General features: G+C 63.1%; 19 protein-coding genes and 1 pseudogene. 6 read left to right on the top strand and 14 right to left on the bottom strand.

The genetic code is table 11. The annotated features are described in order from the left end of the window. Positions 1–76 precede the first annotated feature (76 nt). Complete coding sequence (locus ACQ4WR_RS06335) at positions 77–2,527, top strand: TonB-dependent siderophore receptor (RefSeq protein ID WP_436486036.1); 2,451 nt, start codon at positions 77–79, stop codon at positions 2,525–2,527. Positions 2,528–2,538: 11 nt separating this feature from the next. Here ACQ4WR_RS06335 and ACQ4WR_RS06330 read toward each other — a convergent pair whose 3' ends face one another. From ACQ4WR_RS06330 to ACQ4WR_RS06290, 9 genes and pseudogenes are all read right to left on the bottom strand, one after another. Then, positions 2,539–4,326, bottom strand: a complete 1,788-nt coding sequence (locus tag ACQ4WR_RS06330) for a putative bifunctional diguanylate cyclase/phosphodiesterase (protein ID WP_436486035.1) — start codon at positions 4,324–4,326, stop codon at positions 2,539–2,541. 199 nt (positions 4,327–4,525) lie between these two features. After that, the gene (xylB, locus tag ACQ4WR_RS06325) at positions 4,526–5,992 is read right to left on the bottom strand and encodes a xylulokinase (RefSeq protein WP_436486033.1); all 1,467 of its coding nucleotides are present in this window, start codon (positions 5,990–5,992) and stop codon (positions 4,526–4,528) included. Positions 5,993–6,023: 31 nt separating this feature from the next. Continuing rightward, positions 6,024–6,902, bottom strand: coding sequence for an AraC family transcriptional regulator (locus ACQ4WR_RS06320; RefSeq protein WP_102299005.1), 879 nt, complete (start codon positions 6,900–6,902; stop codon positions 6,024–6,026). Between the two features lie 63 nt (positions 6,903–6,965). After that, positions 6,966–8,054: pseudogene (locus ACQ4WR_RS06315) on the bottom strand (ABC transporter ATP-binding protein); the annotation flags it as partial. Between the two features lie 2 nt (positions 8,055–8,056). Then, positions 8,057–9,097 carry an NAD(P)-dependent alcohol dehydrogenase gene (locus tag ACQ4WR_RS06310; protein WP_436486031.1) on the bottom strand — a complete coding sequence of 347 codons (1,041 nt, stop codon included), beginning with the start codon at positions 9,095–9,097 and terminating at the stop codon, positions 8,057–8,059. 11 nt (positions 9,098–9,108) lie between these two features. Continuing rightward, positions 9,109–9,897, bottom strand: coding sequence for a carbohydrate ABC transporter permease (locus tag ACQ4WR_RS06305; RefSeq protein ID WP_436486120.1), 789 nt, complete (start codon positions 9,895–9,897; stop codon positions 9,109–9,111). A gap of 176 nt (positions 9,898–10,073) precedes the next feature. After that, positions 10,074–10,964 (bottom strand): carbohydrate ABC transporter permease, encoded by an 891-nt coding sequence (locus ACQ4WR_RS06300; RefSeq protein WP_436486029.1) that lies wholly within the window; start codon positions 10,962–10,964, stop codon positions 10,074–10,076. Positions 10,965–11,091: 127 nt separating this feature from the next. After that, the gene (locus tag ACQ4WR_RS06295) at positions 11,092–12,363 is read right to left on the bottom strand and encodes an ABC transporter substrate-binding protein (RefSeq protein WP_436486025.1); all 1,272 of its coding nucleotides are present in this window, start codon (positions 12,361–12,363) and stop codon (positions 11,092–11,094) included. A 171-nt stretch (positions 12,364–12,534) separates the two neighbouring features. Next, entirely contained in the window at positions 12,535–12,972 is a 438-nt protein-coding gene (locus tag ACQ4WR_RS06290; protein WP_436486023.1) for a very short patch repair endonuclease, read from the bottom strand. 353 nt (positions 12,973–13,325) lie between these two features. Between ACQ4WR_RS06290 and ACQ4WR_RS06285 the strand changes: the two genes are divergently transcribed. Next, positions 13,326–14,558 carry a DNA cytosine methyltransferase gene (locus tag ACQ4WR_RS06285; RefSeq protein WP_436486021.1) on the top strand — a complete coding sequence of 411 codons (1,233 nt, stop codon included), beginning with the start codon at positions 13,326–13,328 and terminating at the stop codon, positions 14,556–14,558. Between the two features lie 95 nt (positions 14,559–14,653). On the opposite strand, the gene ACQ4WR_RS06280 is transcribed toward ACQ4WR_RS06285, so the two are convergent. The 4 genes from ACQ4WR_RS06280 to ACQ4WR_RS06265 form a co-directional block, all read right to left on the bottom strand. After that, a complete protein-coding gene (locus ACQ4WR_RS06280; RefSeq protein WP_436486019.1) occupies positions 14,654–15,574 on the bottom strand; it encodes an Eco29kI family restriction endonuclease in 921 nt (306 codons plus the stop codon). A 35-nt stretch (positions 15,575–15,609) separates the two neighbouring features. After that, positions 15,610–16,155 carry a GNAT family N-acetyltransferase gene (locus ACQ4WR_RS06275; protein WP_436486017.1) on the bottom strand — a complete coding sequence of 182 codons (546 nt, stop codon included), beginning with the start codon at positions 16,153–16,155 and terminating at the stop codon, positions 15,610–15,612. After that, positions 16,152–16,670 carry a GNAT family N-acetyltransferase gene (locus ACQ4WR_RS06270; RefSeq protein WP_436486015.1) on the bottom strand — a complete coding sequence of 173 codons (519 nt, stop codon included), beginning with the start codon at positions 16,668–16,670 and terminating at the stop codon, positions 16,152–16,154. Before ACQ4WR_RS06270 ends, ACQ4WR_RS06275 begins: the two co-directional genes overlap by 4 nt. 80 nt (positions 16,671–16,750) lie before the next feature. Then, positions 16,751–18,025, bottom strand: coding sequence for an amidohydrolase family protein (locus tag ACQ4WR_RS06265; protein WP_436486013.1), 1,275 nt, complete (start codon positions 18,023–18,025; stop codon positions 16,751–16,753). Between the two features lie 382 nt (positions 18,026–18,407). On the opposite strand from ACQ4WR_RS06265, the gene ACQ4WR_RS06260 reads away from it, so the two are divergent. The 4 genes from ACQ4WR_RS06260 (at position 18,408) to ACQ4WR_RS06245 (ending at position 25,322) form a co-directional block, all read left to right on the top strand. Beyond that, positions 18,408–19,349: a phasin family protein gene (locus ACQ4WR_RS06260; protein WP_436486011.1), complete on the top strand. Its 942-nt coding sequence runs from the start codon at positions 18,408–18,410 to the stop codon at positions 19,347–19,349. A gap of 183 nt (positions 19,350–19,532) precedes the next feature. Continuing rightward, positions 19,533–21,284 (top strand): ABC transporter ATP-binding protein, encoded by a 1,752-nt coding sequence (locus ACQ4WR_RS06255; RefSeq protein ID WP_436486009.1) that lies wholly within the window; start codon positions 19,533–19,535, stop codon positions 21,282–21,284. Continuing rightward, positions 21,274–23,079, top strand: coding sequence for an ABC transporter ATP-binding protein (locus ACQ4WR_RS06250; protein ID WP_436486007.1), 1,806 nt, complete (start codon positions 21,274–21,276; stop codon positions 23,077–23,079). Before ACQ4WR_RS06255 ends, ACQ4WR_RS06250 begins: the two co-directional genes overlap by 11 nt. Positions 23,080–23,471: 392 nt before the next feature. Next, positions 23,472–25,322 carry a sensor domain-containing diguanylate cyclase gene (locus tag ACQ4WR_RS06245; protein WP_436486118.1) on the top strand — a complete coding sequence of 617 codons (1,851 nt, stop codon included), beginning with the start codon at positions 23,472–23,474 and terminating at the stop codon, positions 25,320–25,322. Between the two features lie 54 nt (positions 25,323–25,376). Here the strand turns inward: ACQ4WR_RS06245 and ACQ4WR_RS06240 are convergent, their stop codons facing one another. Then, the gene (locus tag ACQ4WR_RS06240) at positions 25,377–25,703 is read right to left on the bottom strand and encodes a hypothetical protein (RefSeq protein ID WP_102294309.1); all 327 of its coding nucleotides are present in this window, start codon (positions 25,701–25,703) and stop codon (positions 25,377–25,379) included. Between the last annotated feature and the right edge of the window lie 98 nt (positions 25,704–25,801).

Genomic DNA, 25,801 nt, shown 5'->3' with positions numbered 1-25,801 from the left:
TGGCCTGTCCTGTGGGTATTACAACGACGTCTTGCAAGGAGATCTTGCAACGACACTCCACCGGAAAGGCAAGACCATGCATACCCCCCGTTTGACTCCCCTCGCGCGCGCCGTCGGCAGCGCCGTGTTCCTGCTGTCGCTGGCGCAGACGCCGGCCATGGCGGCCGATGCCGCCACCGCGCCTGCCGCCGTGCAAGCGCATTTCAGCGTGCCGCCGGGCGAGCTGTCGGCCGCCATCGCCAGCTTTGCCATCGAGGCGAAAGTCAGCGTGGGTGCGGCGGCCGAACTGCTGCAAGGGGTGCGCACGCCGGGCCTGAACGGCAGCTACACGGTGCCGCAGGCGCTGGCCCGTCTGCTGGCCGGCACGGGCCTGGAAGCACTGCCCAGCGGCGAACGCGGCTACGTACTGCGCAAGGCGGGTACTGCATCGACCGGCGCGCCGATCGCCGCCACCCTGGGTGAAGTGGCCGTCAGTTCCAGCGCCCTGCGCGATGGCACTACCGAGGGCAAGCGCGGCTACGCAGGCCTGACCAGCGCCACCCGCCTGAACCTGTCGCTGCGCGAAACGCCGCAGGCCGTCAGCGTCATCACGCGCCAGCAGATCGACGACCAGGGCTTGCGCACCTTGCAAGACGTGCTGCTGCAGGCGCCCGGCATCACGGTCGACCATTCGTCGAGCACGCGCGAATACGACCAGGTGTTTTCACGCGGCTTCGAAGTGACGTCGTACATGTTCGACGGTATCCCGACCAGCAAGAACCTGGAGGCACGCACCTTCGACATGGCCATCTACGACCGCGTTGAAATCATCCGCGGCGCGACGGGCCTGATCAGCGGCACGGGCAGCCCGTCGGCAGCCATCAACCTGGTGCGCAAGCGTCCGGGCCGCGCGTTTGCCGCCACGGCAGGCGCGCAAGCCGGCTCGTGGGACCGCTACCGCATCGAAGGCGACATCTCGACGCCACTCACGGCCGATGGCAGGGTGCGCGCGCGCATCGTCGCCGCGCATGAAGACCAGCGCTCCTTCATCGACCGCTACCAGCAGAAAAAGGACGTGCTGTACGCCATCGTCGAAGCGGACCTGACACCATCGACGGTGCTCAGCGCCGGCATCAACTACCAGAAGGAAAAACTCAAGGGCGCGGGGCGCGACTTCCCCATGTTCTATGCCGACGGCTCGCAGACGCGCTTCCCCCGCTCGATGAACGGCACGGCCGCGTGGAGCACGTATGACCGCGAACAGAGCATGCTGTTCGCCACGCTCGACCATTATTTCGACAACGACTGGGTCGCAAAGGTGGCCGTGAGCCGCAGCAGCAACCGGTACGATGCCTTGCAGGGCTTTTCCGGCAACGGCTACCCGGACCGCCTGACGGGCGGCGGCATGAAGCTGTGGCTGGCCAACTGGCACAGCAAGCCGCAACAGACCTCGCTCGACGCGTATGTCAGCGGCCCGTTCCAGGCCTTCGGCCGCCAGCATGAACTGGTGCTGGGCGTGAGCGCCTCGGAACTCAAGACGAACAGCCCGATCTATCCGGGCTGGCGCCTCGCCGGCTATGACTATACGGTGCCGGATATCCACGCCTGGAATGGCGACATGCCGGTGCCCGACTACAGCGGCACGCGCCTGGGCAGCTCCTACGACAAGGAGCGCGAAAGCGGCGTGTATTCCACCCTGCGCCTGCGTCCGACGCAAGCGCTGTCGGTCATCCTCGGTGCGCGCCTGTCGTACTGGAAGCGCGACATCCGCAGCGATTATTTTGAGGACACGGACCTGTACGACGCCATGCGCGAAAACGGCAAGATCACGCCGTACGCGGGCCTGGTCTACGACCTGGGATGGCACTGGTCGGCCTACGCCAGCTACACCAGCATCTTCACGCCGCAAAGCCAGCGCGACGTCAACAGCCGCTTCCTGGCGCCGCTGGAAGGCAAGAACTATGAAGTGGGTGCCAAGGGGGAATTCTTCGGCGGCAAGCTCACCACCAGCGCCGCCGTGTTCCAGCTGAAGCAGGAAAACCTGGCCGAAGCCGATCCGGGCAACGTCTGGATCATCGGCACGGGCGGCGGCTCCTATGCCTACCACACGGTGAAAGGCGCCACCACGCGCGGTGTCGAGGCGGAAGTGTCGGGCCAGCTGCGCCCGGACTGGCAACTGACGGCCAGCTATGCCTACAGCCGCATCCGCAATGCGGCCGGCGCGCGCATCCAGACCAACCAGCCGCAGAACATGGCCAAGCTGTGGACCACCTGGCGCCTGGCGCAAGGCGTGCCGGGGCTGGTGCTGGGCGGCGGCGTGAACTGGCAGAGCGATATCTACATGGATGACCGCGGGCCGAATGGCGAGCGCTTCACGCAGAAGGCGTATGCGGTGGCGGGACTGATGGCGCAGTACCCGCTCAGCCCGCAGCTGGTGGCGACCCTGAACGTGAACAACGTCTTCGACAAGCAGTACTACTCGACGGGCATGGGCGGCTACTACGGCGATCCGCGCAACGCCATGCTGTCGCTGCGCTACAAGTTCTAGGCTGTTGTACGCTACACGGCGGCGCCGCTCTTGAGCAGCGCCTCGACGCCGTCCGGCGCCATGGCGCGGCCGAGGAAATAGCCGAACGCTTCGTCGCAGCCCATCTCGGCCAGCAGCTCCAGCTGCTCGGCGTTTTCAACGCCGCCGGCGATGGTGCGCAGCCTGAGCGTGTGCGCCATGGCGACGATGGCGCGCACCATGGCGCCGTCGCCGCCGGGCTTGCCCAGGTCGTCGATGAAGCATTTTTCGATCTTCACGGCATCCGTGGGAAAGCGCTTCAGGTAGTTCAGCGACGCTTCGCCCGTGCCGAAATCACTGATGGCGATGGCGATGCCCAACTGGCGGAACTGGCGCAGTATCAGCTCGCAATTCTGATTGCTGTCGATCAGGATGGCGGCGGCGATTTCCAGTTCGATGCAGTGGCCGGGCACGCCGGCCGCCTCCAGCGCGGCGGCGAAATTGCGCACGATATCGCGCTGGTAGAACTGGCGCGCCGACAGGCTGACGGACACCGTCAGCGGCTGCCCCTGTTCGATCCAGCTGCGCGCCTGCTCCACGGCCGTGGCCAGCACCCACGCGCCCACAGGCAGGATCAGGGCGCTTTCTTCAAGCACATGCAAAAAATCGAGCGGCATCATCAGGCCCAGCTCCGGATGCTTCCAGCGCAGCAGCGCCTTCACGCCCGTGATGCTGCGCGTCTGCAAATCCATGCGCGGCTGGTAGTACAGCACGAACTCGTTGCGCTCGAGCGCGTGGCGCAACGCTGTCTCGAGGATGGTGCGCGAATAGGACTGCGTCTGCATGCGCGCCGCATAGCGCAGGCAGGTGCCGGGCGCGTGGCGCTTGGCCGCATACATGGCCAGGTCGGCTTTCTCGATCAGCGCATTGACGTCGTCGTCGTCATCCGGATACAGGGCCACGCCCACGCTGGCCGCCACCGTCAGGCTGTATTCGCCGATGACGAAGGGGGCGGCGATGGCGCCGACGATTTTCTCGGCTACCCGCTCGGCATCCTGCGCCGTGCGCAGCTCCGTCAGCAGGATGATGAATTCATCGCCGCCCTGGCGCGCCACCGTGTCGACCTTGCGCACGCACTGCTGCACCCGGCGCGCGAACTCCGTCAGCACCTGGTCGCCCACGTCGTGCCCCAGACTGTCGTTAATGGCCTTGAAGCGGTCGATGTCGACGAACAGCACGGCGAGCAAACCCTGGTGGCGGCGCGCATAGGCGATGCCGTGCTCGAAGCGGATCTGGAAATGCAGGCGGTTTGGCAGCCCCGTCAAGCCATCGTGATGGGCGATGAACTCCAGCTGCTGCTCGGCACGCCGGCGGGCCGACACGTCGTGCAGCAGCAGCACCGCACCGCCCTGCGCCAGCGGCGCGCAGCTGTACTGCACGTCGATGCGCTTGCCATCGAGATGGCGCAGCAGCACGGCGCCGCGCGCCACTTCCAGCACTTCCTGCTGCGCCACGCACTCGCGCACCTGGCGCGCCGCGTCGATCGGCGTGCCATCGTGGAACAGCGGCAGCAGCTGCGACACGGGCAAGCCCAGGCCATCGGCGGGCAGCAGGCCGCCCAGGGCACTGGCGCGGGGATTCAGGTACTGCACCACGCCTTCCCGGTCGGTGCCGATGACAGCCGCCGGCAAGGCATCGAGCAGCGCCAGCCCGCGCGCCTGCAGCATGGCGCTGGTGGCGTGGCGCCGGCGCCAGCCGCGCGCGGCATGCCACTGGCACGCCAGCAGCACGCTCAGCACCACGGCCAGGAACAGGCACAGCGCCAGCAGCAGCGCCGTCATGGGTCACCCGGCAGGCGGAAAGTCGGCAACATGGTTTTCCTTTGCAAGGCGCGCCATGCGGCCCGGCGCAAATACATGCGGAAAGGAAATAGTATAAGAATTCAGGCGGGATTTTTCGCTGATCGGGGGCCGCTTGACTGGCATCAAGCGGCACGCGAGGGAATGCCGTAAGCCCGGCGACAGCCAGGCTGCAATACCGCTACCTCGCCGCACCCGCAAACTCCTCACGCAGCAGCGGATACAAACGCCGGTAGCGCGCCAGGCGCTCATCGAGCACGCCGCTGGCCTGCGGCGCGATGGTCTCCTGCACGGCCGGACGCGTGCACACCTGCGCGGGCGGCAAGCCCGTCACCGCCATCTGCGCCAGGCGCGCCGCGCCCAGGGTGCCGCCAGCCACGCCATGGTCGTGGCGCAGCACGTGCAAGCCCGAGGCATTCGCGCACAGCTGCGCCCAGAAGCGGCTACGCGAGCCACCGCCGACGAACGACGCTTCCTGCAACTGCGTGCCGGCGCTGCGCAGGGCCGCATTGCCATCGGCCATGGCAAAGGCCACGCCTTCCATCACGCTGTAAGCCAGTTCCGCGCGCCCGTGTTCCGTCGACAAACCGAAAAACACCCCGCGCGCCGTGGCGTCGTTATGCGGCGTGCGCTCGCCGCTCAAATACGGCAGGAAGACGGGCGCCGTGCGCGCCTCGACGCTTTCCGCCAGCGCCACCAATTCTCCGATGTCGGACGACTGCGTCAGCCGCGCCACCCAACTGAGGCTGGAGGCTGCGCTGAGGATCACGCTCATCTGGTGCCAGCGCTCGGGCAGGCAATGGCAGAACGCGTGCACGCCCTGGCCAGGATTGGGCGCGAAGCCGTCGCTGCCCGCGAACAGCACGCCGGAAGTGCCCAGCGACAGCAGGCCGGCACCCGGCTCCACCACGCCCAGGCCGACGGCGGCGGCCGCATTATCACCCGCACCGCCGGCCAGCAGCACCGGGTGCGCGATGCCCCATTCCTGGCACAGCGACGGGCGCACCTGTGCGGCCGCGGCGCTGCCCTCGACCAGGCGCGGCATGTGCTCGCGCGACAGGCCGGTGGCGGCCAGCATGCGCTCGGACCAGTCGCGCCTGGCCACGTCCAGCCACAAGGTGCCGGAAGCGTCGGACATGTCGGACACATACTCGCCCGTCAGGCGCAGCGCCACGTAATCCTTGGGCAGCAAGACCTTGGCCGTGGCGCGGAACAGCGACGGCTCGTATTTTTGCAGCCAGAGCAGCTTGGGCGCCGTGAAACCGGGCATGGCCTGGTTGCCCGTGATGGCGCGCGATTCGGGCACCAGTGCTTCCAGTTCCACGCATTCGGCAAACGCGCGCGTGTCGTTCCACAGGATGGCCGCGCGCAGCACGTGCTGCTGCTTGTCGAGCAAGGTGGCGCCATGCATCTGACCCGACAGCGCGATGCCGCGCAGGCCGGAAAACGCCACCGGCTGCGCGGCACGGATGGCGGCGATGACGTCCAGGGTGGCGTGCCACCAGTCTTCGGGATTCTGTTCCGACCAGCCGGGGTGCGGGCTGGAGACGCGCAGGGTCACGCCGGCGCTGGCGAGGATGGCTTGCGCGTCATCCGTGAGGATGGCCTTGACTTCGGAAGTGCCGATATCGATACCGAGATATGTCACGATGGTTCCATAAAAAAAGTGAAAAAGGCCGTCAGGAAAACGACTCGGGCATGTTCATGTGCAGGCAGGAGCGGAATTTCGACGGCGACATCTGCTTGTGCGCCAAAAACTGGCGGTTGAAATTGGAGAGATTGTTGAACCCCGTGCGGTAGCAGATATCCGTGACCTTCATGTCCGTATTCATCAGCAGCTCGCAGGCCAGCGCGATGCGTTCCTGGTTGACGTAATGGATGAAGGAGGTGCCCGTATGCTTGCGGAAGAAACGCGTGAATTTCAAGGTGTTCATTTCCGCCACGTCGGCCACGTCCTGCTCGCAGAAATCCAGGGTGATGTTTTGCTTGATGTAGGCCAGCACCAGGTTGATGGTCGAGGACATGTAGCGTCCCGCCTGCGCCAGGTAATTGACACTGGCCAGCGGACGCCGTTCGCGGCAGTCGCACAGGTCGCCGAACAGGCGCGCGAACAGTTCCACGCGGCGCGGCCCCTGCGCCGTCGTCAGCTCGGCCAGCAGCGGCGCCAGACGCAGGCCTAGCGCATCGGGAAACTGCAAGCCCCTGCCCGCCTCGCCCAGCAGGGTTTTCAGCGGCGCCATTTCCGGAAACAGCAGTGCACAGCGCTCGACGAAGTCGCTGGAAAACTGCAGCACCAGGTCGCGCGCGGGCAGCTGCACGCCTTCGGCCAGTTCGCTGACCCAGTTGTGCGGCAAATTCGGCCCCGTCAGCACCAGGTTGCCGGGCGCATAGCTGCCGATATGGTCGCCGACAAAGAATTTCCCCGTCGACGTGGTGATGATGTGCAGTTCATATTCAGGATGAAAATGCCATTTCGCCACCGCATGCGGATAGCCGTGCGCCCAAGCGCGAAACGATTCGTGGATCGGTTTGTGGATCAGTTCCAGGTCAGGCGTCACGGCAGTTCCCTTGCACGGTCTCGGTCACCTATTCTAACGACTTCAGCCCGCGGCCACTGCCAGGCCGCTGTCGGCGTCGAACAGGTGCATGTGTTCTTCGTCGAAAGCCAGTGCCAGGGTCTGGCCCACCTGCGCCGCGCTGTTGGCCGCATTCGCCGGCAGCAGGGCCGACAAGGTCAAGGCGCGGCACTGGAAACTGATCAGCGCTTCGGCGCCCAGCAGCTCCACCAGATCGATGGCGCACGCCAGGCCGTGCGTGCCCGCAGCTTCCTGCTGCTGCGCCGCCCGCAAGTGGTTCGGCCGCAGGCCAAACACCACGCGGCCACCCGCCGGCAACGCGGCGAAGCGGGGTGAGACGAGCGGCCAGCGGTAGCCGGCGCACACGAGCAGCGTTTGCCCGTTTTCTTTCTCGATCACGCCATCGATGAAGTTCATGGCAGGGGTGCCGATAAACCCTGCCGCGAACAGGGTGCGCGGATGGTTGTACAGCTGTGCCGGCGTGCCGATCTGCTCGATATGCCCGCCCTTCATCAGCACCACCCGGTCGGCCAGGGTCATGGCTTCGAGCTGGTCATGCGTGACGTACAGGGTGGTGGTGCGCAGGCGGCGGTGCAGGCGCTTGATGTCGGCGCGCAGCTGCGCGCGCAGCTTGGCGTCCAGGTTCGACAGCGGCTCGTCGAACAGGAACACTTGCGGCGTCTTGATCATGGCGCGCGCAATGGCCGTGCGCTGCTGCTGGCCGCCCGACATGGCGCGCGGCTTGCGCTCGAGCAGGCTGTCCAGGCTGAGAATGGCGGCCACCTCGCGCACGCGGCGCTCGATCTCGTCGTTCGGCACCTTCAGGCGGCGCAGGCCGAAGGCAATATTGTCGTACACCGTCATGTGCGGATACAGCGCGTAGTTCTGGAACACCATCGCCACGTTGCGCGCGCGCGGCGGCAGGTCGTTGACGATGGCGCCGCCGATATGCAGCTCGCCGCCGCTGATGTCTTCCAGTCCCGCGATCATGCGCAGCAGGGTCGATTTTCCGCAGCCTGATGGCCCCAGCAGGACGATGAATTCGCCGTCGTCGATCTCCAGGTCGAACGGCTGCAGCACGGCCGTCTTCTGGTCATAAGTCTTGTGCAGCTGCCTGCAAGCGATGTTTGCCATGGTTACGCTCCTGCCAGTTCGATCTGGATCTTGACGTCGCGCGGATGGCCCTTGGCCGCTTCCTCGAACGCCTGCACGCCAGCGGCAAAGCCGAAGGTGCGCGAAATGAAAGGCTTGACGTCGATCTTGCCGGAAGCGAGCAAGGCGATCGCGCGCGGGAAGATGTTCGCGTAGCGGAAGACCGACTCGATGCGCACTTCCTTGGCCTGGATGGCGACAATATCGAAGGGTACGTTCTCGGGCGGCATGCCGACCAGCACCAGGCAGCCGTTCGGGCATAGCAGGCCGATGATGTTGTCGTAGGCGCGCATGCTGCCGCTGGCTTCAAAGACGATGTCGGCGCCCCAGCCTTCCGTCAGTTCACTCACCGTCTCCGCCAGGCTGGCGTGGCGCACGTCGACCGTGGTCACGGCCGGATTGTCCGCGAACAGGGCCAGTTTTTCCGGCACCAGGTCGGCCAGGATCACGCGCGAGCAGCCGCCCGCCAGTGCCGCCAGGGTGTTCATGGCGCCGATGGTGCCGGCGCCGATCACCACCGCCACGTCGCCCGGCTTGATGACGGCCTTTTTCGCCGCCTGCAGGCCGATGGCCAGCGGTTCGACGATGGCGCCTTCGCCGAAGCTGACGTTGTCGGGCAGCTTGAAGGTGAACGAAGCCGGGTGCACGACATACGGCGTGAGGCAGCCGTGGATGGGCGGCGTGGCCCAAAAGCGCACGGCAGGATCGAGGTTGTACAGACCGCGCATGGTGGCCGGCGAATCGAACTGCGGCACGCCCGGCTCCATGCAAACGCGGTCGCCCACCTTCAGGTGCGTCACTTCATCGCCCACTTCCGCCACCACGCCGGACGCCTCGTGGCCCAGCACCATCGGCGCTTCGACGGCGAAGGGGCCGATCTTGCCATGTTTGAAGTAATGCACGTCGCTGCCGCAGATGCCCACGGTGTGTATCCTGATTTTTACGTCGCGCGGGCCGACGACGAGCGGCATGTCGATGTCGCGCAGGGTGATTTTTTCCGCCTGTTCCAGTACGAGAGCTTGCATGATGGGATTCCTTATTTATGTTTGAGCATGGAGTTGAGCAGCCGTCCCAGGATGCCGACGAACAGCAGCGGCGGCAGCGCCAGCAGCACGGTGGAGGCATTCACCACGCCCCACGGCACTTCCTGGCCCATCGAGGTAAACGCCGACGCCACCACGGGTAATGTCATGCTTTTCGAGGAGGTGAGCGCCAGCGCGATCATCAGTTCATTCCAGACCAGCACGAAGCTGAAGACGATGCCGCCCATCAGGGTTTTCGACGCCACCGGCAGGGCCACGTACCAGAACACCTGGTAGGGGCCATAGCCGTCCAGCGCGGCCGCTTCCTCGATCTCTTTCGGAATGCGGGCAAAGGCGGGAATCGACAGCCAGATGATGGTCGACAGCGTCACCAGCAGATACGTCACCACCATCGACAGGCGCGAGTCGTACAGCCCCAGGTCGATCCAGATCGAGATCAGTGGAATGGCGACGGCGACCGGCGGCAAAAAGCGCAGCGACAGCAGGAAGAACTGGATATCCTTCTTGGCCGGTATCGGATAGCGGGCGATCGCATACGCGGCCGGCACGCCCAGCACGGCACCCAGCAGCACGGCCACGCCGACGATGGCCACGCTGTTGCCCAGCCCCGTGAGTACCTCGGGACTGGCCAGCACCTGCTGGTAGTTGGCCAGTGTCGGGCTGAAGAAAAAGCGCGGCACGGGCGTGACGATGTCCATCAGCTCCTTGAAGGAATTGAGCACGGCCCACAGGATGGGGAACAGCGCCACCAGCACGATCGCTGTGGTGATGGCGGTGGTGATGGCGGTGGTGGCGACGGCGCTGGCGCCGCCCGGGGTGCGCAGCACCCCAAGACACCTGACAAAACCGTTGCGAGCAGATGTGAGTTGTGGCTGAGAAGCGGAGCTGTGCGCATGCACAGTGAGCACCGGAGGCCGCAAATCGCGCTGCGCAGTAGGTTTGGTTAGGGTGTTCTTAGTCAGTTTTCCCATTTGGCGACCCGCTTCCAGAGTAAGGTGAAAATAACGGTCGTGGCCAGCATCATCAGCACGGCCATGCTGGAGGCGTATGACACCTTGCCCATCAGGCCGATGCCCTGCGCATACGCGTACATGTCCAGCGTTTCCGTGGAAATGCCGGGGCCGCCCTTGGTCATCACGTAGATCAGGTCGAACGAGCGCAGCGACTCGACCATCTTGATGAACACCAGGCTCATGATGGGTACCTTCAGCATCGGCAGCGCGATGTAGGCATACACCTGCAAGGTGCTGGCGTAGTCGAGGCGCGCCGCTTCCAGCGGTTCGCCGGGCAGGGTTTCCAACAGCTTCAGGATCACGGCGCCAAAGAACAGGCCCCACTGCCAGATGTCGAGCAGCGCCACCGCATACAGGGCCGTGGCGGGATCGGACAGCAGGGCCGTGCCGCCCAGGCCCACGCATTCGAGCATCCAGTTCAAAATGCCCATCAGCGGCGAATACATGAACTTCCAGATGAAGGCGGCCGAGACGCGCGGCAGCAGCACGGGCACGATCAAGAGCAGCGCGATGACGTCCCGCGTGCGGCCCTTCACTTTTTCAAACAGGAACACGGCCAGCAGCACGCCGACAATCAGCGAGCCGGCCACGGTGACCACTTCCCAGATGGCCGATACCTGCACGGCATTGACGAAGCGGCGGTCGCCGAACAGGCGGATAAAATTGGCCAGGCCCACATACTCGCTGTCGCTGTAGCGCAGCACGCGGTTTTGCAGGGCCAGGTTGATGGCGGCGATGCTGGGCACCAGGCCCAGGATCAGCAGGACCAGCAGCGGCAAGGTGAGGAACACCGCCGGCAGCCAGGTGTGGCGTTTTTTACGGATGGTATGCGGCATAGGAATCAGCTTTCAGGCTCGTACGTTAGCGTCATTTTTCACCCCAAAGGCGAGGACTGGGGTCGGACCCTCAGGGACTAGGCGTCCCCGTCCGACCCCGGCTGTGCAGATGTTGGGGTGAAGGAATTTACTTACGCTTCTTCGCCCGCGAAACTACCTCGGTCGCGTACTCATTCGCCTCATCGAGCGCGCTTTGCACGTCGCCGCGCGTGCCGGTAAACACTTCTTCCAGCACCACGCCCAGGTTGTCGCCGATGTCCGGCCACTCGGGGCTAGGCCAGATGGTGACGCGCGAGACGGGCGTGGTGTCCGTCAGGCCCGCCTGGATCTGCGGCTTGACGTGCTTGCGGAAGTAGTCGCTGTTGATGGTGCTGCTGCGGTTGTAGTCGCTGAAGACGTTGTCCTTCAGGCGCGCCTGTTCCTGCTCCTTGCCCGTGGCGAAAGCGATGAACTTGCCGGCCGCCTGGCGCGTGCATTCATCCTTCGCGCCCGTGGCGGAGATGGCCAGGCCGTGGCCATACGCGGCCGACGCCAGCGGCGCGGGCGGGCGCACATAGCCGACCTTGTCGACCACCGACGATTTTTTCGGGTCTTCCATCCAGTCGGCAAACGGCGTGGACTCGATCATGAAGGCCACCTTGCCCGACCTGAACGCTTCGAGCGCGTTGCTCCAGTCGTAGGTGGCGCCGCCCGGCGGCGAATACTTGAACAGGTCGCGGTACAGGGTGGTGGCTTTCACGGCCTGCGGCGAATTGAAGGTCGGCACGCCGTCCTTTTCCCACTTGCCGCCGGCGGCCAGCATGAACGGCGACCAGCGCCAGACATTCATGCCCGAGCCGCGCTGGCCCCGCGCCGCCCAGCCGTACATGTTCGGCGGGCTGTTCATTTTCTTCACGGCGGCAACCAGTTCGTCGAGCGTCTTCGGCACGGCGATGCCGGCCTTTTCCAGCAGGTCGCGGCGATAAAACAGGAAGTCGCTGCCGCCGATCAGGGGCGCGAAATACGCCACGCCCTTGTACGAGGCGACGGCGCGGCGGCCCGGCAGGAAGTCCTCGTAGTCGGCTTCCTTGGGCAGGTACTTGAGCAGGGGGACGACCCAGCCTGCCGTGGCAAATTCGGCCACGTTGGCTTCGTCGATGTAATAGATCTGGTAGGAGCCGGCCTTGGTGGAGGCATCGAGGCGGGCTTTCGAGCGGCGGTCGTTTTCGCCGAAATAACTGATTTGTACTTTGGTGCCGCTTTTCTTTTCATACTCGGCGAGGGACTTTTCCATCACCGTCAGGCCCAGGCTTTTTTGCGCCAGCACCTTGATCACGGGCACCGAGCAGCTTTGCGCCGAAGCGTCTGCAAACCCGGCGGACATGAGGGTGCCCCATGCAACAGCAGTCATGATTTTCATAACACGTCTCCATTTTTATAGTCCGGCGGTTTTCCACCGGTATGCCAACTATAAAAACAAAGACCGCGTGCCACCACTACAAAAGACGCGGCTTTCTAAATACTTTTTTTCAGCCATGCGTCCCAACTGGCGGAGTACCAAGAGCTAGGATGTCCTCATGTTTCAAAGAACTCACACCTCAGGCAAGGCACGCCTACGAGGTGGGCCGAGAAATTCTTGTATCGCGCCCGCTACGTTCTCAGGATCACGAAGCTCGCACTCCCACACGACCATGACATCCCATCCGCATTGACGCAAGGCATCGACTGCTCGTGCATCGCGTAACTTATTGCCACTCAATTTTGAGTCCCAAAAGTCGATACGTGACTTGGGCATGCGAGCCAAATCACAACCCTCATGCCGATGCCAAAAACAGCCGTGCACGAAGATGACTTTTTTCCTGCCAGGAAACGTCAAATCGGGAGAACCCGGAAGATTTCTGACATGAATCCTATAGCGATATCCTGCTGCAAACACCAGCTTTCGAACCAACAACTCCGGCCCAGTATTTTTGCCTTTAACCAATGCCATCACTCTGCTACGAGACGGCTGATCGATAGTGTCAACCATAATGCATGCGCCTCATGAAACCGTGCAGAAATAGTGTCGTTCCTGGCATTTTCAAGGCTACTTTGAGCAGTAACAAATTGGCACATTGAATACTGTATAAAAACACAGTAAAATGGGAGGTATGGAAAGTTTAGCATTGATGCATACGAGGCACAGCAACCTCCTCCGGTTTGTTCCTCTTGTGTTCATTGCTTTATACTGCTGCACTACTTAAATGTGTCCACACAGAAGTTGCCATGCATACCATCGCATGTCAACGAGAGTGGCAATTGCCACCCTGCAATGTCAGGTTACTATCAACCACATCTATTCAATAATGTACCGAAAAAGCAGTAGCGTTTCAGCCACTCTAAATGACCATGTATAACACGCCCACCCTCTTAGTACCGTCAGACACGCTAGTGACAAATGCTCGTATCATTGAGTCAATTGAAATATTTGCAGGGGCGGGAGGACTGGCGCTTGGTTTTTCCAGCAATGATGTTCAGCATCGCGCGGTTGTCGAATGGAACAGTCATGCGTGCAATACCTTACGCAATAATAAGCTTCAGCAGGTGGAACCGATCAGTCATTGGCCCGATGTCACAGAGGGCGACGTACGTGACTTCAACTACAAAAATCATAACAATATCGATCTAATCACAGGAGGTCCACCTTGCCAACCTTTTTCCATGGGCGGGAAGCACGGTGGATTTCTCGACGAGAGAGATATGTTCCCGCAAGCGATACGTGCTGTCCGAGAGGCTCGACCGCGCGCGTTCACCTTCGAAAATGTACAAGGTCTAAAACGTGCGGCATTTGCCGACTACTTCAACTACATCCTACTGCAACTTGAATTTCCTTCACAAATCGCCAAAACGAAAGAGCTGTGGACAGAACACTTGGTAAGGCTGCAAAAATATAAGGCCAAGGGGGCACAGAGCGAATATCATGTTTATCACCGCCTGGTTAACGCGGCCAATTATGGTGTTCCACAAAAGCGCATGCGCATCTTTTTCGTCGGTTTCAGGGCTGATGTTCACAAGCCTTGGAACTTTCCAGCAGAAACGCATAGCAGTGATGCGCTGGTATTGACAAAATGGGCAAACGGAACCTACTGGGATCGTCACCGCGTTGCTTCAAAAAAACGTCCACCACGGCCTGAGGGCATCGATAAGAAAATCCAAAAAATATTGGATGCTGATCACGGCACCAATATGCTGGCTTGGCAAACCGTCAGAGATGCCATCTCCGATCTGCCCGATCCTGAGATATCCGCGACAAAAGAGTTGGAGTTAGTGCAAGCACATCGCTTTCAGCCAGGCGCGAGAGCGTATGCCGGGCATACGGGAAGCCCAGTTGACGAACCAGCGAAGGCACTCAAAGCAGGCGACCATGGCGTTCCTGGAGGTGAAAATATGCTGCGCCGTACGGACGGCTCAGTTAGGTATTTTACTGTTAGGGAATCAGCACGTATTCAGACCTTCCCTGACAATTTTATATTTGAAGGCACATGGTCTGAAACCATGCGCCAGCTTGGCAATGCAGTTCCTGTGAAGTTAGCGGCAGTGATGGCGCGCGGCGTATGCGCACTTCTGCGAGAGTAAAAATAGGCGACGGCATGGAAAATTACATAAAACGCACGTGATTTCATACCTATTCGAAAGTGTGAACTCTGATTCAAAAATCCTTTCTACCCACACTACTTACCTATAGGGGAAGTGACCTCGGCCGCCGCCTGATCGAACAAAACATCACCTTTTGCTGGAGTAAAAAAACGCTCCCGGTTAATCTGACGCATGTCGGCCATAATTCGCTCAAAAATCTGATGAACATCTGTGTAAGGTGAATGGGCTGACAAGTGACCAGCAATTTGATCATTGATCACCTCTACCGATTTCTGGTCCTCAAAAGTTCTATCCGCCCATTCACGTCCTGGATGCATGGTATCCCAAGGTGAGCGTTTATTGACACGTGTATCAGAACTGTCTCCATGCTTCCCAAGACCGAAGCAAATCTTTGTCTCCGAGTTCCAGATCGGCTTAAAAAAGTTGATCAAATAGTCTTCGGCCGACTTTTGATATCCACTTTGCACAATCAAAAAACGACATTCGAAATCTTCAATTTTCAGTGTCGTAGTTGCTTTCCGAATACTGCGAGCGTGTTCATTGAGTCGCGCCGACAATTTTGTTCCTTGAGTTACAGCGTTCTTGGCGCCTTGTCGGTCTGGGTCTGCTTTTCCCACGTAGATAGGATGATCCGTATTTTTCAACGGCAAGTATGGTGAAAAATTACCTCGATAATAGATCGCATACACCCCGGCACCATAGAACTCAGGAATGGCCGCCAACGAATGTCTTTCCTGTGCAATCATAGTCAAGGCCACTACCCTGCCAGCGGTGTTGGGATCGGAGGGATCAAAAATTGATTCCGGGCGTAAAATAGGATCCAGCCTTTCAGTGGTCGCCTTGATCTCCCATACCGCCTTTTCTAGATCCAAACGAATTTTTTTAACACTACGAGCATCAGTACCTGCATCAACATTGGCTATTCGACTGGCTAAATCTTGCAATTCAGCAAGCATAGTTTCGAGAGGTAGAACAACTTTTTTACTTGTGGCCATCTATTTCCTTAGTCTATTCAATATTGACGTTCACGCTACGAAAACTGGCGAAAATCCTTGCGGTAGATATTCGTCTCCCGGCCCTCGGGCGGCAGGCGCGAGAAACGCTCGAAGCGCAGGCCCAGCTTGTTGAGCAGATTGATCGACGCCTGGTTCTGCTGCGAGGTGATGCCATACAGGGTGCGCAGGCCCAGCACCTGCTGCGCATGCCGCACGATGGCCGCCGCCGCTTCCCAGGCATAGCCCTGGCCCCAGTAGGCGGGCCGGATGGCGTAGCCGATATCGGGGCCGGGCAGGCTGTCGCGGCGTACCAGGCCGGCCATGCCCACTGGCGCGCCATCGCTGCGCTGCTCGACGATGTACAGGGAGTAGCCATGCGCGCGGAACTGCGCCATGGGCCCCGCTTCCAGCGCCGCGCGGGCCGCTTCCAGCGTATGGATATTGCGCTGGCCGATGTTGGCGATCCACGACGGGTCGTTGACCAGTTCCATGTAGAAGGCTGCATCGTCCGGCGTGGCGGTGCGCAGGCGCAAGCGGGGTGTTTCGATGATGGTCAGCGCTTCGGTCATGGCGGCGCTCATGCTGGCCACTGCATCGGGTCGGTCAGCAGCTGGTACATCACGTAGGCGTCGACATAGCCCAGGTGCGCGTGGCGGTAGGCCAGCGGCAGGGTGCCGATGATGCTAAAGCCCAGCTTTTTCCACAGGGTGACGGCGGCCAGGTTGGTGCTGACGACAAAGTTGAACTGCATCGCCAGGAAGCCGGCGCGGCGCGCTTCTTCCATGCAGTGCACGCCCAGCATGCGGCCCACGCCCACGCCCTGCGCGGCCGGGTCGACCATGAACGAGGCGTTGGCCACGTGCGATCCGTGGCCCGGCTGGTTGGCCACCAGCTTGTACATGCCCAGCAGGCGCTCCGCGCCCATCATGGCGACGAAGCTTTGCACGCCGGGGCCGAACCAGTAGGCGCGGCATTCTTCGCGCGTCGTATCGGCGGGAAAAGGGTAGGTATCGCCGCCAGCGACCAGGGTATGGAAAATCTCCCACATGGCGTCGAAGTCGGATTCCCGTGCGGGTCGCATGTCAATTTCTTTCAAGGTCTAGCTCCGGCAGCATTAGTGTGCAACGATTGTCGGGGATTTGTACCACCTCGTCCAGTGGCGCACGCCTGCATGGATCAGCGGCCGAGGCGGAAATTCACGCTGTCGGGCCGCCCCGGCAGGTGCAGGCGCGACGCGGCGCGCGGCGCCTCGCTGACGATTTTCCCGCGCCGCAGCACCAGGCGCCGCGCCGCGCGCAGGCGCAGCGCTTCCACGCTACTGCCGCAATCGAGGATCAGCAAGTCCGCATGGCAGCCGGGCGCGATGCCATAGCCGTCCAGGCCCAGGATGGCCGCCGGCGTCTCGGTGACGGCCAGGAAGCAGTCGTGCATGGCTTGCTGGCCCGTCATCTGCGCCACGTGCAGTCCCATGTGCGCCACTTCCAGCATGTCGCCCGAGCCGAGGCTGTACCACGGGTCCATCACGCAGTCGTGGCCAAAGGCGACGGGGATGCCGGCGGCCAGCATCTCGGGCACGCGCGTCATGCCGCGCCGTTTCGGATAGCTGTCGTGGCGGCCCTGCAGGGTGATGTTGATGAGCGGGTTGGCAATCGCCGCCACGCCCGCCTCGCGGATCAGGGGCAGCAGTTTGCTGACATAGTAATTGTCCATCGAGTGCATGGACGTCAGGTGCGAACCCGTCACCCTGCCCTGCATGCCAAGGCGCTGGCTGTGAAAAGCCAGGGTTTCGATGTGGCGCGACAGCGGGTCGTCCGACTCGTCGCAATGCATGTCCACCATCAGGCCGCGCTCGCAGGCGAATTCGCACAGCAGGCGCACGGATTCCGCGCCGTCGGCCATGGTGCGCTCGAAGTGCGGGATGCCGCCCACCACGTCGACGCCCATGGCAATGGCGCGCTTCAGGTTATCGAAGGCACCGGGGCTGCGCAAAATGCCATCCTGCGGAAAGGCCACCAGCTGCAGGTCGAGATACGGCGCCACCTGGCGCTTGACGTCGAGCAGCGCTTCGACAGCCAGCAGGCGCGGATCGCAGATATCCACGTGCGAGCGGATGGCCAGCAGGCCGCGCGCCACGGCCCAGTCGCAATACTGCAAGGCCCGTTCGATCAGCGCATCCTGCGTCAGCTGCGGTTTCAGTTCGCCCCACAGCGCGATACCTTCGAGCAGGGTGCCGGACGCATTCACGCGCGGCAGGCCGTAGCTGAGCGTGGCATCCATGTGAAAGTGGGCGTCGACGAATGGCGGCGTGACCAGGTCGCCGGCCGCGTCGATCTCCTGCGCGCCCGTCACGGGCAAGGCGGCGCCGACGGCGGCGATGCGGCTGCCTTCGATGGCGATATCGATGGCGCGACGCCCATCGGGCAGACTGGCATTGCGGATGACGACATCCATGCGCTTACTCCTTGCTTGACTATCTGGGCGGCTGCTGCAGCCGCCAGGCATTTTACTGGCTTCCCGGGATTTGCTGCACCGCAAGAATATGGCGACTGGCAAAAGCATAGCCATAGATACACATCGGTCGCCTTGCGCGCGCGCAAACTTTGCGCAAACGCTGACAGGCTGATGAATACAGGCAGCACACCCCTGGCACGTTTAAGAAAAATAACTTTCAACCAACTCGAATCACCGCTAGAATATTCATATTGCGTTGCATCATAATCAGGCTTCATTGGCTATTCAGCACGCTACCTACTTTACAAAACGCGGCCAACTCTGGTGTTCGGGATTTTGCAGAGCGTTTTGCCAGCATTTTAATCCGTACAAGGGAGTAAATATGTTTCCAATTCCTGAACAATTTTCCGAGGCCGCAAAATCGCAACTGGAAAGCCAGTTACAGATTTTCAACACCCTGACGAATAAAGTCTTTGAAAGCGCCGAAAAAATCATCGCCTTGAACCTGAATGCAGGCAAGGCCGCCCTGTCGCACACGGCGGAAACGGCGCAGCACCTGCTGGAAACGCAGGATCCGCGCGATTTCTTCAGCTACAGCACCAGCCAGGCGCAGCCGAATATCGAAAGCGTGCTGGCGTATAGCCGCCAGCTGTTCGGCATCGCCTCCAGCACCCAGGCCGAATTGCTGGCCTCGGCCCAGGCCCGTCTCGACGCGGCCGCACCCGCAACCGCCCCTGCCGCGCCCACCGCAGTGGCCAAGCCGGCACTGAGCGTTGTCGCCCCGGCCCCGAAGCCGGCCGCCGCGCCGGCACCGGCACCGGCACCGGCCCCCGTCGCCGCCCAGCCTGCGCCAGCGAAGGCAGAGGAAGCGGCCAAGCCTGCCGCCAAGGCCGCGCCGGCACCAGCGTCCGCACCCGCCGCCAAGCCTGCACCGGCTCCGGCACCAGCCCCGGCTGCCAAGGTGGCCGACAAGCCAGCCGCCAAGGCAGTGGAAAGCAAAGCCGCCGTGAAACCGGTGGACAGCAAGCCGGCGGCGAAAGCTGACACCGCCAAGCCGGAAGCCAGCAAGCCGGCAGCCGCCAAAGCGGCCGCACCTGCTGCGGCGCCAGCCAAGGCAGCCACGCCTGCGCATGCACCCGCCAAGCCGGCCGCCAAGTCCTTCCCGGCCAGCAAACCGGTCGCCACACCGGCCAGCGCCAGCAAGACCGTAGCCAAGGCCGCCGTCAAGCCCCCGGTGAAAGGGGCCGCCAAGCCGGCCGCCAAAGCGGCACCGTCGAAACAGCTGGACATGCTGGGCGGCGGCAAAGGCAGCAACCGCAAGTAAGCAAGCTGGCGCTGCGCACTGCAGGCAAACAGCGGCAAGCAGCAAAACAACGGGCTACGGCCCGTTTTTTGCGTGCCCGTCCACAGCGCGGTTTGCCGCCTTGTTGTATCCTACGCGTACTTTCCGTGCGCGTGCCCCTCCTGCCGCCCCGCGACACCCCAATAAAAAACAACAAAGGTAATCATGAGTTTATCGAGGCTCATCGCCGGCTTCGTGCGTCAGCATTGGCCCGCGTATACCGCCGCCGCCGTCATGCTGACGGGCGTGGCAACACTGACCGTCTGGATTCCGCGCCGCGTGGGCGCCATCATCGACGCGCTGGCCGCGCACCGCATGACGGCCGCCGAACTGTGGCTGGAGCTGCTGACCCTGCTCGCCGTCGGCGTCGTCATCTACTTCCTGCGCGTCGGCTGGCGCATCACCCTGTTCAAGGCCGCCTACCAGCTGGGCGTGATGCTGCGCACGCGCTTCTACACGCGCATGTCGCAGCAGGGCGCGTCGTTTTACCAGAACCAGCGCACGGGCGACCTGATGGCGCTGGCGACCAACGATATCGATGCCATCGAGATGGCCGCCGGCGAAGCCATGCTGGCCGGCTTCGACGGCACGTTGACCCTGCTGATGGTGCTGGGCATCATGCTGCTGGGCGTGGACTGGCGCCTGGCCTGCATCGCCCTGCTGCCCTTCCCCCTGATGGGACTGGCCTTCTGGCGCATCTCCAGCCATATCCACACGGCGTCGACGGATTCATTAAAGCGCTTCGCGGCGCTGAACGACCATGTGCAAGAGTCCTTGTCGGGCGTGCGCACCCTGCGCGCGCTGGGCCTGGAAGAGCGCAGCAGCAAGCAGTTTTCCACCCTGGCCGGCCACGCGGCGAACGCCAGCCTGACGGCGCAGCGCTGGGAAGCGGCATATGAACCGGCCGTCGGCCTGACCCTGACGGCCGCCACGGCGCTGACCCTGGGCCTGGGCGGCTACCTGGTGTGGCAAGACCAGCTGACCATCGGCGCGCTGACCAGCTTTTCCATGTACCTGGGCCAGCTGATCTGGCCGATGTTCGCCGCCGGCTGGGTACTTTCCCTGATCGAACGGGGCCGCGCCGCCTGGCAGCGGCTGCAACCGATGCTCGACGCGCCGCTGGCCATCGACGACCACGGCACGATCGACACCCTCACGCCCGGCCCCCTGCAATTGCAGGACGTCGGCTTTGCCTACGCGGGCCAGACGGCGCCGGCCCTGTCGGGCATTTCGCTGCGCCTGCTGCCGGGCCAGACCCTGGGCCTGGTAGGTCCGACGGGCAGCGGCAAGTCGACCCTGCTGCGCGTGCTGCTGCGCCAGGTCACGCCGCAATCGGGCACGGCCACGTGGAATGGCCAGCCGCTCGACGCCTACACCTTGCATGCGCTGCGCGCGGCCATCAGCTGGGTGCCGCAGGAGTCGTTCCTGTTCTCCGCCACCATCGCCGACAATATCGCCCTGGCCCGCCCCGGCGCCACGCGCGAGGACGTGGAACGGGCGGCGCAGCTGGCCGACATCCATGCCGATATTTTGCAGTTCCCCGAGGGCTATCAGACCCACGTGGGCGAGAAAGGCATCACCCTGTCCGGCGGCCAGCGCCAGCGCGTGGCGATCGCCCGCGCGCTCCTGGCCGACAACGGCTTGCTGCTGCTCGACGATGCGCTGTCCGCCGTCGACACGGGCACGGAAACGCGCATCCTGCAGCACCTGGAAGAACTGCGGCGCAAGCGCCCCGAGCGCAGCGCCATCATCGCCAGCCACCGCCTGAGCGCTGTCGTGAATGCCGACCTGATTTTGGTGCTGCGCGACGGCCACGTGACGGAAACGGGCAACCACGACGCCCTGATGCAGCGCGACGGCTGGTATGCCAGCCAGTGGCGCTATCAACAACTGGAAGCCAGCCTCGATGCCATCTAAGACCGAGCAAGCCAACGCCACGCAATCCGTGCGCCGCCAGGCCGTGCAGGCCATCGGCCTGCTGCGCCGCGCCGCCGCGCCTGACCTGCGCCATTTATATTGGGCCACGTTCTGGCTGATCATCGCCGCCGCGCTTGAAGTCACGGGCCCTATTTTGGGCAAGGCCCTGATCGACCAGCATCTGCTGCCGCGCAACCTGGACTGGACGCGCATGTCCTTGCTGCTGGGTGGCTGCCTGCTGACGGGCTGGGTCGCTTCCGGCCTGCGCTATCTGCAGCTGGTGCGCCTGTCCGGCCTGGCCATGCGCTCGGTGCAGCGCCTGCGCGAAACCGTCTACCAGCACGTGCTGCGCCTGCCGATGGCCTTCTTCGACCGCGCCATCACGGGCCAGCTGGTCAGCCGCGTCACCAACGACACGGAAGCCGTGAAATCGCTGTACGTGCAGGTGCTGTTCGTCATTCTCGACAGCTCCATCGTCCTGATCGGCACCATGGCCGCCATGGCTTTCCTCGACTGGCGCCTGATGCTGATCGTGCTGGCGCTGCTGCCGGCCGTGCTGGTCATCGTCTTCCTGTACCAGCGCTGGAGCGCGCCGGCCGTGACGCGCGCGCGCGCCCTGCGCAGCGAGATCAACGGGCAGATCGCCGAATCGATCGGCGGCATGAGCGTGCTGCAGGCAAATAACGCGGAAAAACGCTTCGGCGCGCGCTTCACCGGCATCAACCAAGACCACTACACGGCGCGCATGCAGGAATTGCGCGCCAACGCCTGGCTGCTGCGCCCCGCGCTCGACATGCTCAACATCGTGCTGCTGGCCGTCGTCATCTTCAGCTTTGGCCGGCGCGAAATGGGCGCCGTGGAAGTGGGCGTGCTGTATGCGTTCATCAGCTACATCGCGCGCGTGATCGAGCCGCTGATCCAGATCACCATGCAGTTCAGCCAGCTGCAGCAATCGGTGGTGGCGACGGCGCGCGTCTCGGCCCTGCTGGACGAAGCGCAGGCGCTGGAACATGCTCCCGGCAAGGCCGCATCCAGCGGCAGCCATGGCGCCAACGATGGCAGCGTGCCCGCCGTGGACATTGCGCACCTGACCTTCGCCTACGTGGAAAACCAGCCCGTGCTGCACGACCTGTCGCTGCAGATACCGCAGGGCGCCTTCTTCGGCATCGTCGGCCACACGGGCAGCGGCAAGTCGACCCTGCTGTCCTTGCTGCTGCGCTTTTATCCCGTCGCGCAGGGCAGCATCGCCATCAATGGCGTGGCCCTCGACAGCATCGACAATGAGCGCTTCCGCGCCGACGTGGGGCTGGTGCCGCAAGATCCCTTCCTGCTGGCCGCCTCGGCGCGCGAAAACATCGACATGGGCCGCGGCTACACGCAGGCGCAGATCGAGACGGCCGCGCGCGCCGCGCATGCGCACGACTTCATCGCCGCGCTGGAGCACGGCTACGACACGCCGCTGGGCGAAGGCGGCTCGCGCCTGTCGTCGGGGCAGAAGCAGCTGATCGCCATTGCCCGCGCGCTGGCCGGCCAGCCGCGCATTTTGCTGCTGGACGAAGCGACGTCGCGCATCGATAGCCAGACGGAGCAGATCGTGCAGCTGGCGCTCAATGAATTGCGCGGCAAGGTCACCATCATCGCCATCGCCCACCGCCTGTCGACCATCCGCGACGCCGACCGGATCATCGTGCTCAACCATGGCCGCATCACGGAAGCGGGGCCGCACGACGCCCTGATGCAGATCGACGGCGGCCTGTACCAGCGCCTGTATTTGCTGCAGCAGCTGGCACAGTAATGACATTCTGGCCATGTCCGTAGTGTGCACTTTCAGAGATTTCTGCGGTGCGCATGATATTTCTTGATTGCAACAGAATATAATCTTTGCAGAGAAATGGTCATTGCGGGGGCGGGAAGTTGGCAGGCAGACTGAAACGGGCAAGATGGCGGAAGGCGCACTGGCTGCTGGCACTGGCCTGCCTGCTGCCGCCCGCCGCCTACGCCCAGGACGACAGCCTGGAACAGCACATCGCCGCCGTGCGCGAAGATGGCCGCTTCGTGCCGGCGCGCGCCCTGCAGCGCCTGCACGAGGTGGAAACGCAGGCGCGCAGCGCGCCCCTGCCCGTGCGCGCCGAATTCCTCACCCAGCTGAGCAACGCCCGCATGCGCCTGGGGCAGCACGATCTCGCCATGCAGCTGGCCGAGGAGCTGATCGCCTACGCGCGCCAGAATGACAGCGACGTGGCGCTGGCCAAGGGCATCCTGAACAAGGCCTACATCACGTTTGCCATGAACGACCGCCGCGCTTCGCACCTGCTGGCCTTCGAGGCGGAGCGCATCGCCAACCGCACGGACGACTTGCCCGTGCGCGTGCAGGCGACCATCAGCGCCGGCCAGTCCTGGGCCGAGGAAGGCAATTTCCCGTTCGCCCTGGCCAAGCTGCAGGCGGCCGTCGACCTGGCGCGCCAGAGCGATTCGCCATCCAGCCTGGCCGCCGCCCTGAATGCCCTCACCCTGCTGTACACGCAGATGCGCGAATACGACAAGGGTTTCCAGGTACTTGACGAATTGCTGGCTGTCTCGGCCACCCTGGCGTCGCCGGGACGCATGGCGCAGGCAAAAAACACGGAATACGGGCTGGCGCTCGACGCCCGGCAGCCGCAGCGGGGCCAGCGCGCCCTGCTGGCGGCGCTGGCGCTGGAACGCCAGCTGGGCGCGAAAGGCATGGTGGCCACCACCCTCGTCAACCTGTCGGACAGCTACCTGAAGGAAGGCGACTACGCGCGCACCCTGCGCTATGCGAATGAAGCCATCACGGCGGCGCGCCTGGTCAACAACGAGCAGGTGGAAGCGACGGCGCGCCTGAACATCGGCCAGGCGCAAATCGGTCAGGGCCGGCTGCTGGAAGGCAAGCAGAGCGTGGCGACGGGCCTGGCCTATTACGAGCGCACGGCCAACCAGCCCGACATGCAGGCGGTGCTGCTGGAATACGGCATGGCGCTGGAAAAGGCCGGCGACATGCGCGGCGCCGTGACGGCCTACCACCGCGAACGGGGCATCTCGAACCAGCTGTTTGAAAAGCAGCGGCAAAAGGCCGTGTATGAATTACAAGAGAAATACGAGGCGGAAAAGAAACAGCGCCAGATCGAACTGCTGAGCCGCGAGAATCAGCTGAAGAGCACGGAGATCGACAACCGCCGCCTGCAGCAACGCGTCTGGTGGCTGCTGGCGCTGGTGCTGGCCATGGGAACGGTCATCGTCGGCTTGCTATACCGCAAGGTGCGCCATGCCAACGTGCAGCTGAACGTAAAGAACCAGGAACTCAAGCGCCAAAGCTCGCGCGACCCGCTGACGGCCCTGTACAACCGCCGCCATTTCCAGGAATTCATGCGCAGCCATACGGGCCGGGGACAACAGACGCAGGCAGGCGATGTCGTCGGCGCCCTGTTCCTGCTCGATGTCGACCATTTCAAGCACATCAACGACCGCTATGGCCATGCGGCGGGCGACCTGGTGCTGACGAGCATCGCCGAAACCCTGCACGAGGTCTTGCGCGAAACGGACATGATCGTGCGCTGGGGCGGCGAGGAATTTCTCGCCTTCTTGCCGGCCGTGGCGCGCGACGGCCTTGACGAGATCGCGCGGCGCATCCTCAACGGCGTGGCCGCGCAAAGCATCGACTACCAGGGACAAGCCATCAAGGTGCACGTTTCCGTCGGCTACGCGCCCTACCCTCTGGCGCCGCTGGGCCAGCCGCTCAGCTGGGAACGCAGCGTCAACCTGATCGACATGGCGCTGTACCTGGCCAAGGCGCACGGGCGCAACCGGGCCTATGGCTTGCGGGGCTTTCATCAAGTGGAACGCACAACCCTCGAAGCGGTGGAGCAAGACCTGGAACGCGCGTGGCGCGACGGCTTTGTCGACCTGAGCGTGGTGGTGGGGACGGAAGATGGGACGGGCGCTGCGGCAGCGGAGGCGGAGGCTAAGGCGGGCCGGCACAGCGGAGCCGACCAGGCGCACGGGACAGCGGCCGCCGGTTGACGGCAGGCCGCTGGCGGCGCCAGGCCGATAACGGCCCTGGCGCCCTGTTGGCGATTACTTGGCGGCTTCCTGCATTTTTTCGCCGGCTTTTTCCACTTTCTTGCCGACGGCATCGGCCGCTTCGCTCATTTTCTTGTCAGCATCGGCAGCGACCTGATCCATCTTGGCGCCCGTGTCGGCAGCGGCGCTGCTCACGGCGGCGTCGGCTTTGGCAGCAGCGGCCTTGATGTCGGCTTCAGCCTTGGCAGCGGCGGCATCGATTTGCTGGCCAGCCTGCTCAGCAGGACCTGCGGCGACATCTTCCTTCTTCTGGCAAGCGGCCAGCGAAACGACGATCATCCCGGCGGCGCACAACGTCATCAGTTTTTTGCTTACTTTCATGATATTCCCTTTCATTGTTATCAAAAGACACAGATCAGTTCCCAATATACACCTGCCTAAAATTTTCTTGCGTTCGCTAACGCACATAAAATCGGGCT

Source organism: Janthinobacterium amylolyticum (assembly GCF_051380655.1).
Lineage (GTDB): Bacteria > Pseudomonadota > Gammaproteobacteria > Burkholderiales > Burkholderiaceae_D > Janthinobacterium.
This window is presented reverse-complemented; position numbering and strand designations above follow the sequence as displayed.